Annotated in this window: 14 protein-coding genes; 13 read left to right on the forward strand and 1 reads right to left on the reverse strand. The window is 42.6% G+C overall.

Features of this window, described 5'->3' with window-relative positions; translation table 11 throughout:
* From H7U36_RS00200 to H7U36_RS00260, 13 genes are read left to right on the forward strand one after another with little or no spacing between them, the layout of a single operon-like run.
* Entirely contained in the window at positions 1 to 1,098 is a 1,098-nt protein-coding gene (locus H7U36_RS00200; RefSeq protein WP_033124825.1) for a glycosyltransferase family 4 protein, read from the forward strand.
* On the forward strand, positions 1,085 to 2,125 hold the full coding sequence (locus H7U36_RS00205; RefSeq protein ID WP_033124826.1) for a glycosyltransferase: 1,041 nt from the start codon (positions 1,085 to 1,087) through the stop codon (positions 2,123 to 2,125). Before H7U36_RS00200 ends, H7U36_RS00205 begins: the two co-directional genes overlap by 14 nt.
* On the forward strand, positions 2,106 to 3,521 hold the full coding sequence (locus H7U36_RS00210; RefSeq protein WP_205155590.1) for a hypothetical protein: 1,416 nt from the start codon (positions 2,106 to 2,108) through the stop codon (positions 3,519 to 3,521). The genes H7U36_RS00205 and H7U36_RS00210 overlap by 20 nt, the downstream gene beginning before the upstream one ends.
* On the forward strand, positions 3,496 to 4,557 hold the full coding sequence (locus H7U36_RS00215) for a glycosyltransferase (protein WP_052083860.1): 1,062 nt from the start codon (positions 3,496 to 3,498) through the stop codon (positions 4,555 to 4,557). Before H7U36_RS00210 ends, H7U36_RS00215 begins: the two co-directional genes overlap by 26 nt.
* 2 nt (positions 4,558 to 4,559) lie before the next feature.
* The gene (locus tag H7U36_RS00220) at positions 4,560 to 5,129 is read left to right on the forward strand and encodes an LbetaH domain-containing protein (RefSeq protein ID WP_033124828.1); all 570 of its coding nucleotides are present in this window, start codon (positions 4,560 to 4,562) and stop codon (positions 5,127 to 5,129) included.
* A complete protein-coding gene (locus H7U36_RS00225; RefSeq protein ID WP_052083862.1) occupies positions 5,114 to 6,088 on the forward strand; it encodes a glycosyltransferase family 2 protein in 975 nt (324 codons plus the stop codon). Before H7U36_RS00220 ends, H7U36_RS00225 begins: the two co-directional genes overlap by 16 nt.
* A 4-nt stretch (positions 6,089 to 6,092) precedes the next feature.
* The gene (locus H7U36_RS00230; RefSeq protein ID WP_033124829.1) at positions 6,093 to 7,109 is read left to right on the forward strand and encodes a glycosyltransferase family 2 protein; all 1,017 of its coding nucleotides are present in this window, start codon (positions 6,093 to 6,095) and stop codon (positions 7,107 to 7,109) included.
* On the forward strand, positions 7,106 to 8,131 hold the full coding sequence (locus tag H7U36_RS00235) for a glycosyltransferase family 2 protein (protein WP_033124830.1): 1,026 nt from the start codon (positions 7,106 to 7,108) through the stop codon (positions 8,129 to 8,131). The genes H7U36_RS00230 and H7U36_RS00235 overlap by 4 nt, the downstream gene beginning before the upstream one ends.
* Before the next feature lie 3 nt (positions 8,132 to 8,134).
* The gene (locus H7U36_RS00240) at positions 8,135 to 9,202 is read left to right on the forward strand and encodes a polysaccharide pyruvyl transferase family protein (protein WP_033124831.1); all 1,068 of its coding nucleotides are present in this window, start codon (positions 8,135 to 8,137) and stop codon (positions 9,200 to 9,202) included.
* A complete protein-coding gene (locus H7U36_RS00245; protein ID WP_052083864.1) occupies positions 9,195 to 10,748 on the forward strand; it encodes a lipopolysaccharide biosynthesis protein in 1,554 nt (517 codons plus the stop codon). Before H7U36_RS00240 ends, H7U36_RS00245 begins: the two co-directional genes overlap by 8 nt.
* The gene (locus tag H7U36_RS00250; protein ID WP_138303056.1) at positions 10,732 to 11,886 is read left to right on the forward strand and encodes a Coenzyme F420 hydrogenase/dehydrogenase, beta subunit C-terminal domain; all 1,155 of its coding nucleotides are present in this window, start codon (positions 10,732 to 10,734) and stop codon (positions 11,884 to 11,886) included. The genes H7U36_RS00245 and H7U36_RS00250 overlap by 17 nt, the downstream gene beginning before the upstream one ends.
* Positions 11,832 to 12,872, forward strand: a complete 1,041-nt coding sequence (locus H7U36_RS00255; RefSeq protein ID WP_081957953.1) for an acyltransferase family protein — start codon at positions 11,832 to 11,834, stop codon at positions 12,870 to 12,872. The genes H7U36_RS00250 and H7U36_RS00255 overlap by 55 nt, the downstream gene beginning before the upstream one ends.
* Complete coding sequence (locus tag H7U36_RS00260) at positions 12,869 to 13,561, forward strand: YveK family protein (RefSeq protein WP_138303055.1); 693 nt, start codon at positions 12,869 to 12,871, stop codon at positions 13,559 to 13,561. Before H7U36_RS00255 ends, H7U36_RS00260 begins: the two co-directional genes overlap by 4 nt.
* Here H7U36_RS00260 and H7U36_RS00265 read toward each other — a convergent pair.
* Positions 13,543 to 14,517, reverse strand: a complete 975-nt coding sequence (locus tag H7U36_RS00265) for an O-fucosyltransferase family protein (protein ID WP_033124839.1) — start codon at positions 14,515 to 14,517, stop codon at positions 13,543 to 13,545. The two genes, H7U36_RS00260 and H7U36_RS00265, sit on opposite strands and share 19 nt — an antisense overlap.
* Between the last annotated feature and the right edge of the window lie 52 nt (positions 14,518 to 14,569).

Genomic DNA, 14,569 nt, shown 5'->3' on the forward strand with positions numbered 1-14,569 from the left:
ATGAAGGTTGCAATGATTGGACATAAGCAAATCCCATCCCGCAGTGGCGGTGTGGAGATCGTCGTAGAAAAATTATCGGAACATCTTATGAAACGGGGAATACAGATTGATATATATAACCGCAGAATGCCCGAGGGGGAGCAGATCAGAGAATATAAAGGCATGCGTATGTACTATTCGTTTACTGTTCACAGGAAAAATCTGGATGCCATTATTGCAGCATTCTTTTCTACTCTCCGTGCCCTGACCCGGGGGTATGACATTCTTCACTATCATGCAGAGGGATCCTGCTTAATGCTCTGGCTTCCGCATCTGTTCCACAAGAAGATAGCTGTGACTATACATGGATTGGACTGGAGGCGGGCAAAGTGGAGCAGGTTTGCGTCAAAAATGCTCCTTGTTGGTGAAAAGTTTGCAGTTAAATATGCGGATCAGATTATAGTCTTGTCAAAAGATGTTCAGAGATATTTCATGGAACAGTATGGGAGGCGAACAAACTATATTCCGAACGGAGTTGATCCGATGCCTAAGCGCAGACCGAATCTAATTCGGAAAAAATTCGGCCTGGAAAAAGAAGGGTATATCCTTTTTCTCGCCCGGATCGTACCTGAAAAAGGGCTCCATTATCTTATAAATGCCTACAAGAATATAGATACAGAGAAAAAGCTGGTGGTTGCTGGAAACTGCCCCTATGCACAGGAATACGGCAGGCAGATCTTGGAGCTTGCAGGAAACAGTGAGAAGATTATCTTTACCGGATTTGTGGAGGGAGAACTTTTGGAGGAACTGTTTAGTAACGCGGCTGTATATGTTCTGCCTAGTGAGATTGAGGGAATGCCGATAAGTCTTCTGGAAGCCATGAGCTATGGACGGTGCTGTCTTGTCAGTGATATTCCAGAGAATCTAAATGTGGCAGAGGGATGTGTGGAGAGCTTTTGCACTGGAAACACTGATGATCTGCAGAGACATTTGGAAGAATTGCTAAGAGATCCTGAAAAATGCTGCCGACTGGGAGAGAAGGCTGCTGATTATGTGGGCAGGTGTTACAACTGGGAAATGGTTGCGGAAAGAACGGTGGAAGTATATGAAAGTAAGTAAAAATATGATCGTAACGGATACTGTGCCTGGGCCCGGATGGAATTTTGACAGTATACTTGCAGAGCTGACTGGTGAAAGGTGGACAGCCTCCCACGGCGGGCTGAAGTATAAATTGTCCGGACGAAAGGAGAAAATCCGACGCTATATAAATTTTCTGATCTTCCCATTCCGGCTTTTTTTACACAGGAACGAGATTGACAATCTAATCGCATTGCAACAGTATTATGGAATTTTTTATGCGTTTTATTGTTTGCTCTTCCATGTGAAAAAAAAGAATTACTGTATGGTCATGACTTTTATCTATAATCGGAGAAAGGGCGCAGCAGGTGCTTTGCAATACAGATTTATAAAAAAGATCATCAATAGTAAGTATTTGGATTGTATTGTTGTTTATTCGGAGTATGAAAAAAAATATTACGAAAAATTATTTGGCGTTCCGGCAGGAAAGCTCCTAAGCTGCAGGCTGGGTCTGGAAGATCTGACCGGAGGTATAAAGAGGAAGAAGACGGAGCCCTATATTTTGTCTGCAGGGAGAAGTAACCGAGATTATGAATTCCTATTTCGGGCACTGAGAGGTCACCCATACGAGGTGAAAATTGTCTGTGACAGTATAGACAGGAAAACCGAAGAAAATTTTACGGTCTATAAAAATACCTACTATGAAGATTTTTTCCAGATGATTGCAGAGTGCTTTTGTGTTGTCATCGCCTTGAAAGACAAAAGAATCTCATCCGGTCAGCTTGTCATTTTACAGGCAAAACAATTTGCAAAGCCTGTAATTGTGACAGAATCACGGGCCGTGGAAGAATATATAAAAGATGGGGTTGACGGATTTATTATCAGAAAGAGTGAGGGGGAACTGGTGGAGAAAATCTGTATGCTTTCCGAGGATCCGATCTTGTACAGGCGCATGTGCGAGGCTTCCAGGAAAAGTTATGAAAACAGTTTTTCTTTGTATGCGTTGGGTGAGCAGATTGTAAATTGTTTAAAAAAGACAGGCAGGCTATATGATGAAAATACAAGGTAAAAAGAAAACGTTTCTTCTTTTCATAGCGGGATATGCAATCGTCTTTGCTATGATGTTTATAGGAATCAGAGAAGATTATATGATACTGGAGACAGCAGCGCTTTGTGGTGGGGGATGTATTCTTTTACTTTTGAGGCGTCCGGCCTGGATCATCTACCTGATGATCTTTTACTGCTGTGTGGAAAAATGGATGATTTCTCAGTTCGGGATGCCGGATAGCCTTGATTTAGCTATGGATCTTATGATGCTCCTGTGCCTGGGACTGGCTTTGAAAACTCTGTTTGAAAAAAACGATAGATACTATTTTGTGTTTCCACTTGTTCTGGCCGGCGCCTTTTTTGTGATAGGTATGCTGTCAGCACTTTTCCAGCAGGTGGATATACTGCTGATCTGTTGGTCCTACAGAAATCTAATGAGGTTTTTTCTGTTTTTCTTCTCCTGTGTTGTTATTCTAGATGTCGATGATGTGGAAAATCTTATGCGGCTTTTTTCCTGGCTTTTTCATGCCAATATTCTTATCGTATCTTTCCAGTTCTGGATACAGGGATACAGTCAGGATAATCTGGGAGGACTATTTGGAACGCAGATGGGATGTAATGGATATATGAACACTTATTTGTGTATATATGTCTCTTTTGTCTGCGTGATGTATATGGCTCGGAGACTTTCGTTTTGGATCTTTCTGTATGTCTCTGCGGGAAGTTTGTATATAGCTGCTCTGAGTGAGTTGAAATTCTGGTTTATGGAATATGTGCTGATCCTGGCAGTAAGTATACTTCTGACGCGGTTTTCTTCCAGAACAATCTTGATGCTGATAGGGGCGGCCGCAGGACTCTTTATAGGATTGCAGTTGTTTAATGCAGTCTTTCCGGGATGGGAGTTCTCTGTGAATCAGATTCTGGATTATACGGGACAGGGGGGATACAGTACGGAGACAGACTTGAACCGTCTGACGGCTATATCCCGGATTTGCAATGAATTTCTGCATACCATTTCGCAGCGGTTGTTTGGATTTGGTCTGGGAAGCTGTGAGACTTCCACATTTTTTAACAGCGGCTTTTTCCAGCAGTATGGCGAGACGATCCATTATACTTATCTGCTGCAGGCGTTTTTGTTTCTGGAGACAGGATTTGTCGGATTATTCCTGTACCTTGGATTTTATATAAGCATATCTGCAAAAGCACTTATTATGCGCCGTTTTCTGGATGAAACGGCCCAAATCTATTGCGGGACAGCAGCCATATGTGCTGTTACTTGTATTTTGCAGGTGTTTTATAACAGTGCTCTACGTGTGGAAAACAGTGGTTATCTCGCGTATTTTATGCTGGCAGTGCCTTTTATCTTTATGAAGGGAAGGAGTGGGGAAGAGAATGATGAGTCCATTAAAAAAGATTAGTATTATTGTACCTGTATATAACACTGGAATCTATCTGGATAGATGCATGGAAAGTCTTGTCAAACAGTCTTTGAGAGACTTTGAAATCATTATCGTAGATGACGGATCTGAAGAAATATGCAGCCGGCAGTGCGATCAGTGGGCTGTTAAGGATAACAGAATCTGTGTGATACATAAAAAAAATGAGGGCCTTGGGTATGCACGGAATACTGGTATAGCTGCGGCAGAGGGAGAGTATGTTGCCTTTGTGGATTCGGATGATTACATAGCACCTGATATGTGTGAAAAGCTGTATGACAGAGCAAAAGCATCCAACGCGGATTTGGTCGTGGGCGGTTATATAAAAAAATATGACAGCGGATATGAGCAGTGTTTCCGAAATGAAGGGATTCCTGATAAGATTATCGGCGAGGATGTTATCAGGATCCTGCTAGCCAATATGTTGGGCTCCCGGCCGGAAGACAGATATGATGATCGTATAGGGATGTCTGTTTGGAAAAATCTGTATTCCAGACAGTTGTTTGATAACGAAGATGTTCGGTTTCCGTCAGAAAGGGAATATATTTCTGAGGATATTATTTTTCACATCCGCTGCCTGAAATATGTAAGATGTGCGGAAGTGCTCCATGCCCCGGTATATTATTATTGCCAGAATGCGGGAAGCCTTTCAAAGTCATACAGAAGCGATAGATTTGAAAAGATAATCCGGCTATTCTGCTATGAGAAAAAGCTTCTGAAGGAGATGGGAGCATACCAGTATGGGAAGTTGCCATTGCAGCGCACTTTAATTGCAAATGTGCGTACCTGCATCATGATGGAGGCATCTGTCGGCAGGAGAAATGGTGAAGCGGGAAAGTCAAAAAGAAAGATACTTGCATATTGCCGTGAGAGTCATATTTCTGAGGTCCTGCGGGAATATCCCTGGCAGAAGCTGCCGGTCAAGCAGAGGATATTTTCATTGGCAATGCTTTTAAAATGGAAGAACATTTTGTATATCCTTGCCTGTCTTCAAAATAGATACAGAGGAGGAAACTGACTGTGATTGATACAAGAGAAAAGTTAAAGGCATGCCTGAAAAAGGAAAAAGCTTTTTATATTACTGGAAAAACAAAGCGTACTCGGCTTGTAGAATGGGTTGCGCAGGATCCCTGTGTCAGAATATGGAAGTATCAGAAAGCGCTGAGATATACAGAATTTTTTTGCAGTCAGTCCGGCATTGTGAAGTGGATCATGTATCCTTTGATGAGAAGAAAGAAAAACCGGCTTGGGCTGAAACTCGGATTGGAAATTGTGGAGAATTCTTTTGATGAGGGCCTGATTATCTATCATACAGGGAATATCGTGGTAAACGGATATGCCAGGATTGGGAAAGACTGCCGTCTTCACGGCTCGAACTGTATAGGAAATAATGGAGTATCTGAGGAAACACCAAGGATTGGAGAAAGGGTGGATATAGGTGCAGGAGCAATTCTGATAGGCGGAATTACGATTGCCGATGACATTACGGTGGGAGCAGGCGCTGTTGTGAATACTTCTTTTACAGAGCCGGGTATTGTGATAGCGGGAATTCCCGCCAGAAAGGTGAAAAACAAATGGACAGAGGCATAATGAGAGGGAAGGAACAGCCGGTTTTGTCCATCATTGTTCCTGTTTATAATGTTGAGAAGTATATTAGGGATTGCCTGGACAGCATCCTCGCACAATCTTTTCAGGAGTTTGAAGTAATCTTAATCGATGATGGATCCAGTGATCAGAGTGGAGCAATCTGTGATTTGTATGCGGAGAAGGATGAACGGATCCATGTGGTCCATAAGGAAAACGGAGGACTTTCCTCTGCTAGAAATACGGGATTGGATCTGGCAAAAGGTCTATATGTGGGGTTTGTCGATTCGGATGACTGGATCTCTGCCACTATGTATGAGCACCTTCTTCAGGCGGTGAGAACAGAGGACGCAGATATAGCCGCCTGTCGCTGGGTGGAAGAGGAACATATACAAAAGTTTAAGAGTGTACATACATATACCTGGAATAGCGAAGAGGTCCTCAGACATTTTTTCCTGCGTCAGATTACAGAGAGCGTATGTGACAAGGTGTTTGCCGTAGAAATGTGGAGGAATGTACGTTTCCCAGAAGGTGAGATCAATGAGGATACGATTACTTTGTTCAGTCTGCTCCTAAAGTGCCGTCGTGCTGTCTTTGTGGACACAGAGGAGTATTATTACCGTGCGAGAGAGGGAAGTATCACAAAGTCTGGGTATTCACGGAAATTCCGTATTGTAGAAAGCCATCTGAGGAAAATGCGAGAAAAGGTTTTAGATCGACTTCCTTCGCTGAAAAAATATGTGGACTATTTCCTAAGCGTACATTACTATTGTTTGCTCCTCTCTGTTTTGAAGAGCGGGGAATTCCATACTTTTAGGGATGACTACAGATATTACCGGAAAAGATTTGCAGAAGTATTTCCAGCTTTTATGTGGAGGGGAACTGGGAAAGAAAAGGACAGGGTGATAGGGCTGGCTTTGCGTTATAGTCCGGTTTGCTTGATCAGACCTCTGCTTCGGAGATAAGACAATGGAAAAAGTTACAATCATAATACCGGCCTATAATGCCGAGGGAACAATAGAAAAATGTATACGAAGCGCCTGCGGACAGACATATCCGGAATTGGAGATCATCGTAATCAATGACGGATCTTCCGATAGAACGGAGGAAATATGCAGGTGTTTTGGGGAGAAAGATTCCCGTCTTATTGTCAGGACGACAGAAAATCGTGGGGTAAGTGCGGCAAGAAATCTTGGACTAGAGTTGGCTTCAGGAACTTGGATCGTCTTTTTGGATGCAGATGACATTCTTTTGGAGGACGCAGTAAAAGAGCTGATGAAATACCGGACAGGCACAGATTGGGTTATCGGGAACTACTATATGTCAGAGCAGGGCGGCAAGGGAACAATTATGAGACATGCACAGTATTTTACGGAAGCTGTCCACAGGGGTATGAAAAGTGAACTTCCTGAGTTGTGTTGTAGCAGGAATTTTCACTGTGTGTGGGGAAAATTGTTCAAGGCGAAGCTGATCTCGGAGTATGGCCTCTACTTTCATGAGGACAAAAGCTATGGGGAGGATCTGCTGTTCAATATGGACTATTTTTCTTTTGTGCGCAATTTTACTATTCTGCGGAAGGAGGTATATGGGTACTGTTATACATATGGAAAGGGCCTGGGGACCAGACTGATTGACAATGAGTGGGAGATCCAGAAGGATATATTCCGCGAAATGGAGTACCGCATAAACAATGTCTATCGAATCGATGAGACAGCATACGAAAGGATCAATCATTTTTATTTTTCACAGGCGGTTTCGGTCATCCAGAGGATTGCAGGGGAAAAAAGACTTGAAAGATTAGAGAGAAAGAGGAGAATACAGACTGTAACGGACTCTTGGGAATTTCGGGAGATCGTTCAAAGAGAAGCTGCGTCCGGAAGATTGCATCCTTTGGATCGGATTCTGCTGAGGCACGGTTTTTTATACAGCAAAATTCATGAGTTTTATGCTGCTCATAAGCTTAGACGAAATCAGGAGGAAGCATGAAGACAATTCATATCAGTATTATCATACCTGTGTATAATGGGGAACTCTATTTTCAAAGATGTGTGGATTCCATATATAGACAAAAGGAAGATAGATATGAGGTCATACTTATAGATGACGGGTCCACAGACAATTTTTATGAAAAATGCAGGGAATACATAGAAGGAAACATGAAGTTCCGCCTTATCAGACAGAAAAACAGAGGGGTAGGCGCCGCAAGGAATCTGGGCATATCAAAGGCCCAGGGAGAGTGGATTTATTTTCTGGATATAGATGACGAGTTGGAGGATGGTGCTCTGGAGGAAATGCTGCAAATGACAGATTCTGACATTCAGTGGCTTGTCATGAATTTTTATAAGCATGTGGTGGGAGAAAAAAAGAAGGCACCGCTTGCACTTTCTGACTATATCATAGGCATGCACTCCGGATATGATAATCTTCCTAGAATGTTGAATGAAGAGCTCTTCATGTATCCGTGTGCCAAGTTATACAGTAGGCAGATTATTGTGGAAAACGGGCTTCAGTTTCCGCAGGGGATCAAGTATGGAGAGGATATCAGGTTCAACCTGGAATACTTCAGATACGTGCGAAATTACAGAGTGGAGAGCAAACCAGTCATGACCTATCATATTGATCAAGGAAAAGGTGCTGGTAGTGCTTACTATAAAAACTCATTTGAAATGCAGATGGATATAGACAAAAAAATACTGGAAATGGATCAGACATACTATCATATCAGTCTGAATGCACAAAAGGAACTGAATCACTATTTCTTTCGTCAGGGGATCAATACGGCAGCCGCCTATCTGACTGTATGGAAGAGCCTTCCTTTTTTGTATCGTATCGGTCAGATACAGGAGGTTCTGTCAGATAAAAGATTTCAAACATTTCTTGAGAGAGAAAGAGAAAATGGGAGAATAAAAAAACTGGATCATTATCTGTTGAAAAAGAAAAAATTCTTGGTTTATTATGTGATTCATTATATGTATACAAAGATAAAAGCAATCAGAAAAGGAAGATAGACTGTGAAAATAGGAATCATTACGATTACAAATGGAGAAAATTACGGGAACCGGCTGCAGAACTACGCTGTCCAGGAGGCATTAAAGGAGACAGGTGCCGAGGTCGAGACTGTGCATAAAGTGACCAATGTCTTTGATGCAGAGAATTTTGTTTATCTGAATAAATTGCGTCTCAAGAAACTCTTACATTATCATCTTACGGTGGAAGAGAGGAGGAGACTGAGTTTTTATAGATTTACGAAAAGATACATAAAGAGGAGCAGATATGTCATCAAAGATTCGGCGCCGGAGAAACTGGACTCCTCCTATGACTGTTTTGTGGCAGGGAGTGACCAGGTATGGAATCCTTATCTTGCATATGTGACGTGTGATAATTTCCTGACTTTTACAAGTGCGGAGAAGAAAGTTGCTTTTGCCCCCAGCATTGCTGTGGAGGACATACCGGAGGAAAAGAAAAAAGAGTATGCTGCCTGGATCCAGGATTTCCGCCTCCTTTCGGTCAGGGAAAAAGAGGGGGCGACATTGATCTATCGTTTGTGTGGGAGGAAGGCGGAAGTACTGCTGGATCCAACTTTTTATCTTTCTGCTTCACAGTGGAGAAGGATAGAGAAAAGAGTGAAGATGAGAGAAAATCGATATATACTGGCTTATTTTCTGGGTGAATATACGCCAGAATACAAAGAGCGTGTGGAGGAGTTCGCTCGCTTTGCAGGATGCGTGGTCTACCGTCTTCAGACAGAGGAACATTTTCAGATAGCACCGGATGAATTTCTCTATCTTGTGGACCACGCGTCAATAGTATGTACAGATTCTTTTCATGGAACTGCTTTTTCAATCATATTTAAAAAGAACTTTGTCGTTTTCCGCAGAAAAGAGGCGTTTGCAGATATGGGATCTCGGCTTCATACTCTGCTGCAAAGATTCGATATGGAAGACAGATATTGGGAGAGAGTAGGTTGCAATTCCGTAAAGGATACAGACTTTTGCAAGTCAGAAGCAATTATAGAAGAGGAGAGAGAAAAGACCAGAGACTTCCTGTCCTGCATTTATAAAGGAGAGCGCTATGCTTAGAGCAAGATCATTTAACCAATTGAAAATGGGGACGTTTTTGAGTTATGTATCAATCGGCATCCAGAATCTGACGGCAATGATTTATACGCCGGTCATGCTACGACTTTTGGGACAAGATCAATATGGCCTGTACCAGCTGAGCAACTCAACGGTCGCCTACTTGGGATTGCTGACATTTGGGTTTGGCAGTTCTTACGTGAAATTTTATTATGATTATAGGGTACAAAACGATGAGGAAGGTATCCGGAAGCTGAACAGCATTTTTCTCCTTGTATTCTTGGCCATGTCAGTTCTGTGTGTGATTGCAGGAGCAGGTATGGTCCTGTCTGCAGATTTTCTGTTTGGAGGGAGCCTGACCCCTGGAGAAATACAGGAAGTGCGAATTCTTATGGTAGTATTGATCATAACCATGGCGCTCACCTTTCCCAATATTATTTTTGACTGCTACATAACGGCGCATGAGAGGTACATTTTTCAAAGAATGCTTCTGATTATGGTAAACGTGCTGAACCCTTTCATCGGGCTACCGCTTTTGCTGATGGGATACAGATCCATGTCTCTTGTAATGGCCAATCTGATTTTGTCGCTTTTGCGTGTGGGACTGAATGTCTATTACTGTGTGAGAAAGCTGCATATGAAATTTCAGTTCAAGGGAATGGAACGTGGCGTCCTGAAAAGAGTGGGGACTTTCTCTTTTTATGTTTTCCTAAATGAAGTGGCGAATCAGATTAACTGGAATATTGACAAGATGGTCCTTGGAGCATTTCAGGGAGCGGGAATCGTAGCGCTTTATTCTGTCGGAAGTCAGTTCAATCAGTACTTTATCAATATGTCCACAGCGGTATCCAATGTATTCATTCCTAGAGTGAATAAAATGATTGCAGAAGGCCAGGGCGATGACAAGCTGACAGAACTGTTTGTGAAGATAGGAAGAATACAGTATATTATTCTCGGGGCAGTACTCACCGGCTATTTATTGTATGGAAAGTTTTTTATCATCAAATGGGCAGGACAGGAATATGAAGGATCATATCTGATTGGGGCAGTCATTATGTTGCCGACTATGATTCCTTTGATTCAAAATATCGGTATAGAGATACAGAAAGCAAAAAACAAACATAAATTCCGGTCAGTCACCTATTTCCTGATTGCTCTCGCTAATTTGATTGTCAGCATTCCGTTAGCAATTCGTTTTGGGGCACTTGGATCTGCGGCAGGTACGGCTCTGGCTACGGTTGCAGGAAATGTTTTACTGATGAACTGGTATTACGATAGGCATGTCGGGTTGGATATCTATGTCTTTTTCCGGAGTATGCTGCGTCCGACGGCAGCCCTACTCATAGCGGCGGCAGTAGGGCTCTGTGTTCGGCTGTTTATCCCGGTTGATTCATGGCCTGCTTTTATCGGAGAGGCGGTCCTGTTTTTGGGAGTGTATCTTCTTTGTCTATGGTATTTTGGATTTTCATCTGATGAAAAAGAACAGGCAGAAAGAATCCTTGCAAACTTTAAGATAAAAAGAGAGGAGAAAAATGGAGCAGATTTATAGATATGACTGTACGGGATGTGGAGCCTGCCAAAATGTCTGCCCTGTGCATTGTATTTCTATGTGCCAGGATCAGGAGGGATTTCCCTATCCGAAAATAGATGCAGAGAGATGTACAGGATGTGGCCTGTGCAGACGGACATGTCCAGAGACTAATAGGTCAGAAGAAAGTTTTTGTAAGCCCTATGCGATGTATGCCAAAGATGAGGATGTCCGTCGCAGAAGTTCTTCAGGGGGGTTTTTCTTTCTCCTTGCAGCGTATGTCCTGGAAAGTGGAGGCATTGTGTTCGGGGTGAGAATGGAACGAGAGACAGCACGTTTTTGTTGGACGGACCAAATAGACGGCCTACGGGATATACAGGGGTCAAAATATCTGCAGGCTGATACAGGCCATTGTTACTCCAGCGTAAAGAGTTTTTTGGAAGCAGGTAGGCCAGTCCTTTTTTCTGGAACGCCCTGTCAGGTAGCCGCACTATACCGATTTCTAGGGAGAGAATATGACGGGCTGATCACCTTTGATTTTATTTGCCATGGAGTCAGCTCTCCGGAGATTTTTAAAAAATATCTCCGGAAAACAGCAGGTACACAGGAGGTGGAACGGGTAGAGTTTCGAAATAAGGCGTTGGGATGGCGGGAGTTCTCTATGCGCATTTCCTTTCAAAGCGGAGAGGTGTATGCAAGATCCATGAAAAAGGATGTATACCTGCAGTCTTTCCTCAGAAACCTAAATCTCCGTCCATCTTGTTTCTTTTGCAGATTCAGAGAAAAGAACAGGATTAGTGATTTTACGGGGGGCGATTTCTGGGGATGTGAATATCTTGCAGAGAAATGGCGGGATGATCGAGGGTATTCGGTTGTGATCGTGCACAGTAAAAAGGGGGAAAAGCTTCTGGAGAAAATCTGGCCTCTGGGCTGCTGGGACGAAATCAGGATAGATGACGTGACAACATATAACAGCAGTTATACAGTTTCCCCCTGGGATCTGTATTCTAGGAATCTTTTTTTCAAGTATACCGGTCGGTATTCTCTGGAAAAAAGCATAGAAATGGCTTCTAAAAATGGAATCCGAAAGAAGGCAGGAAGAAAATGGTTAAAGTGGAAAATGATGAACAGAAAAAAATCAAAAGAAACAATTCTATAGATATGATTAAACTAGTCTGCGCCTGCCTGGTTGTGTCTATTCATATCAAACCGCTCTTTGATCTGTCGGAGAGTGCGGGGATCTTTCTGACAGAAATACTTTCCAGAATTGCGGTCCCTTTTTTCTTTGCGGTGTCAGGCTATTTTTTCGCGTCTAAATGGAAAGGCGAAAAAAGGTATCTGGGAAAAGCAGTCTGTGGTCTAATGAGATACTATGCCGTTTTTTCTGTTTTTTATATATTATGGGATGCTTTAAAAGGAAGCTATGCTGATTTCAGCGCAGCGGAATTGGCAAAGCTTTTGATCCAGCGGATTCTATTTTATGGCGCTTACTACCACTTATGGTATTTCCCCAGTGCGATTGCATCTCTGTGTGTGCTATATATATGTGAAAAGAGAAAAATATGGAAATATGTGGCGGCTGTCTCCCTGCTTTTCTTTGCAGGGGGAGCGTTGACCTACACATGGAATGTGGCGGCTGTCAGTCTGCTTCCTGTCCTGGAAACACTGGAGGAAAATTTTTATTTTGATTATCTGCGGCGTTTTCTATGCGATGCTATACCTTTTACTATGATGGGTGCCGTAATCTGGCACACTCAAATACAGTGGCAGACAGTCAAAAGAAGCAGGTCTTTGCTATGCTGCCCATGGTGGCTTGTTGTGAATACAGCTGAAACAGGTCTGGCTCTCTTTATAGGAGCAGATAGAGGAACAACGCTCTCTTTCTCCCTTATGCCTCTTGTATGTACGATCTTGATGCTTGCGTTGCAAAGACCTGCCTGTAAATGGGAAAGAGTAGGGAGCTTTTGCAGGGAGACGTCCATTGTTGTCTATGGCATGCACCCGCTGCTTTTGGAAATAATCTGGAAGCTGATGCCTGCCGCCTGGAATGTTGGAGAGACGGCTGTTTTCAGCCTTGTATTGACGGTATGTCTGGTTTTATCTTTCTGCCTTTGGCATGTAGAGCAAAGGAGGTGTGAGAATTGAGGGAAAAGGATGAACTGATTCTACAGATAAAAGAAATTGTAGAATATATAAAAAAATATAAAAGAGTTGTTTTACTGTGGATTGTTCTGGCAAGTATAACAGGAGGAATCATAGCCGGATTTATGACACAGAAAGTATATTATTCTTCAGCAGAAATCTATGTGCGACCTATCCGGGCAGATGGAGAAATCCTTTCGGATGATTTGAATGCCAGCCAGCAGCTTACACAGGATTTTATTGAGATTATGCAAAGTAGATCGGTGTTGGAGAATGTGATTACAGACATGGGTATGGAAGATATTCTTAACGCCAAGGCGCTTCAGGACTTGATCTATGTGTCGTCAGATTATCAGAGCAGAATCGTTCACATTTTGGTGGCTGGAACGGAGCCATCCCAGACACAGCAGATTGCAGAAAAACTCTGCTTTCATGCGGTAGAAAAGGCTGAGGAGGCGACAGGTGTGCCGTGGGCTGTCGTCTCTGACGAACCCAATTTGCCCCGTAGACAAGCCTACCCTGTTTTGTGGCGGTCTGTCCTTCAGTCTGTTGCTTTGTCCGCCGCTTTGCTGTTTTTCTTTCTTATTATCGTTACATCTGGCCAGAGAAAAATTAATGATAAGGGAGATGTCCAAAGATATCTGGACATCTCTGTGCTGGGAGTGATTCCTGACTATTCCTTAAAGGGATAAAGTCCATAGTCGAAAATGTGGACATGTTCATATCTGCCGCTGTTCAGAAAGACAGCGGCCATTGTCCCTGTACAGTTTCCGCCTACCAGTGATGTGCATCTGGAGAGGAGAGTGATAGAAGAAAGGTACTCAAGTCCGGATAAATAGTCATCATTTTCTCTTTGGAAATGTACATCTTTTATATATTGAATGGAGTTGTCGCTATAATAGATATCATCATAATATTTTCTTTTATTTTCAAGTATTTTACCAGGAAATGCTGCTGCAAAGGCGTCTCGTATTTTTCTTTCCTCTGTGGCTAGATAGATGGCATCATAAGGTGTATTCTTCATATGCTCTTGGCAATAGGAAATCACTTCTTGGACGGAAGGCTGAACCGGATGGCCAGGCGGATGAAGAGAGGTGTAGTCTGTCCCCCTACAGATGATTCCCAGCACTCGTTTGTAGGGGGATATAAGAGAGCGGTATTCTTCTTGAATATAAGAGTATGTACTCGTGTTGAAGCACATACACTGGTTGTATATCTTTCCCCAGAGCTTTATCATTTCCGGATTATATATATCTTCAAAATGGGGCTGGAAGGAAGCACTGCGTCGAGGGCAGATTTCCTCCTGACATGGGATAGTCGGTTCTATATGGAAAGGCTGCTCGAAATACCAAGTCCACTGGATTTGAGAGGATTTTGAGTGATTGATTTCTATAGAGGGCAGGAACCCACTGCGCAGGCAGAAGATGACAAGCGACAGGACATTATTAAGGTAGCAGAAGTTGAAATATTCATACTCGTACTCTCCTTCGCAAATGCGCATAACTTTCTGGTATTTTTGACTGATATCAGAGGCAAAGTTTTCCGGAAGAGAGACAACATAATTTCTGTATTTAACAGAGTCAAATTTTGTGAACAGGTATTGAAGATTTGGATATATTTTCTTTTGATATAATTCGATTAATTTCATTATTAAAGATTTCCTTTTCAATATTTTCTGTTTTGTTATCTATTATTATATA

It is taken from the genome of Faecalicatena fissicatena, assembly GCF_016900595.1.
In the GTDB taxonomy this organism is placed as follows: Bacteria; Bacillota; Clostridia; order Lachnospirales; family Lachnospiraceae; genus Claveliimonas; species Claveliimonas intestinigallinarum.

Bases quoted from the DNA above. Each gene is read 5' to 3' on its own strand.
- H7U36_RS00250 (WP_138303056.1), top strand. From the start codon at position 10,732: ATGGAGCAGATTTATAGATATGACTGTACGGGATGTGGAGCCTGCCAA.
- H7U36_RS00225 (WP_052083862.1), top strand. From the start codon at position 5,114: ATGGACAGAGGCATAATGAGAGGGAAGGAACAGCCGGTTTTGTCCATC.
- H7U36_RS00205 (WP_033124826.1), top strand. From the start codon at position 1,085: ATGAAAGTAAGTAAAAATATGATCGTAACGGATACTGTGCCTGGGCCC.
- H7U36_RS00230 (WP_033124829.1), top strand. From the start codon at position 6,093: ATGGAAAAAGTTACAATCATAATACCGGCCTATAATGCCGAGGGAACA.
- H7U36_RS00255 (WP_081957953.1), top strand. From the start codon at position 11,832: ATGGTTAAAGTGGAAAATGATGAACAGAAAAAAATCAAAAGAAACAAT.
- H7U36_RS00245 (WP_052083864.1), top strand. From the start codon at position 9,195: ATGCTTAGAGCAAGATCATTTAACCAATTGAAAATGGGGACGTTTTTG.
- H7U36_RS00265 (WP_033124839.1), bottom strand. From the start codon at position 14,517: ATGAAATTAATCGAATTATATCAAAAGAAAATATATCCAAATCTTCAA.
- H7U36_RS00210 (WP_205155590.1), top strand. From the start codon at position 2,106: ATGATGAAAATACAAGGTAAAAAGAAAACGTTTCTTCTTTTCATAGCG.
- H7U36_RS00235 (WP_033124830.1), top strand. From the start codon at position 7,106: ATGAAGACAATTCATATCAGTATTATCATACCTGTGTATAATGGGGAA.
- H7U36_RS00200 (WP_033124825.1), top strand. From the start codon at position 1: ATGAAGGTTGCAATGATTGGACATAAGCAAATCCCATCCCGCAGTGGC.
- H7U36_RS00215 (WP_052083860.1), top strand. From the start codon at position 3,496: ATGATGAGTCCATTAAAAAAGATTAGTATTATTGTACCTGTATATAAC.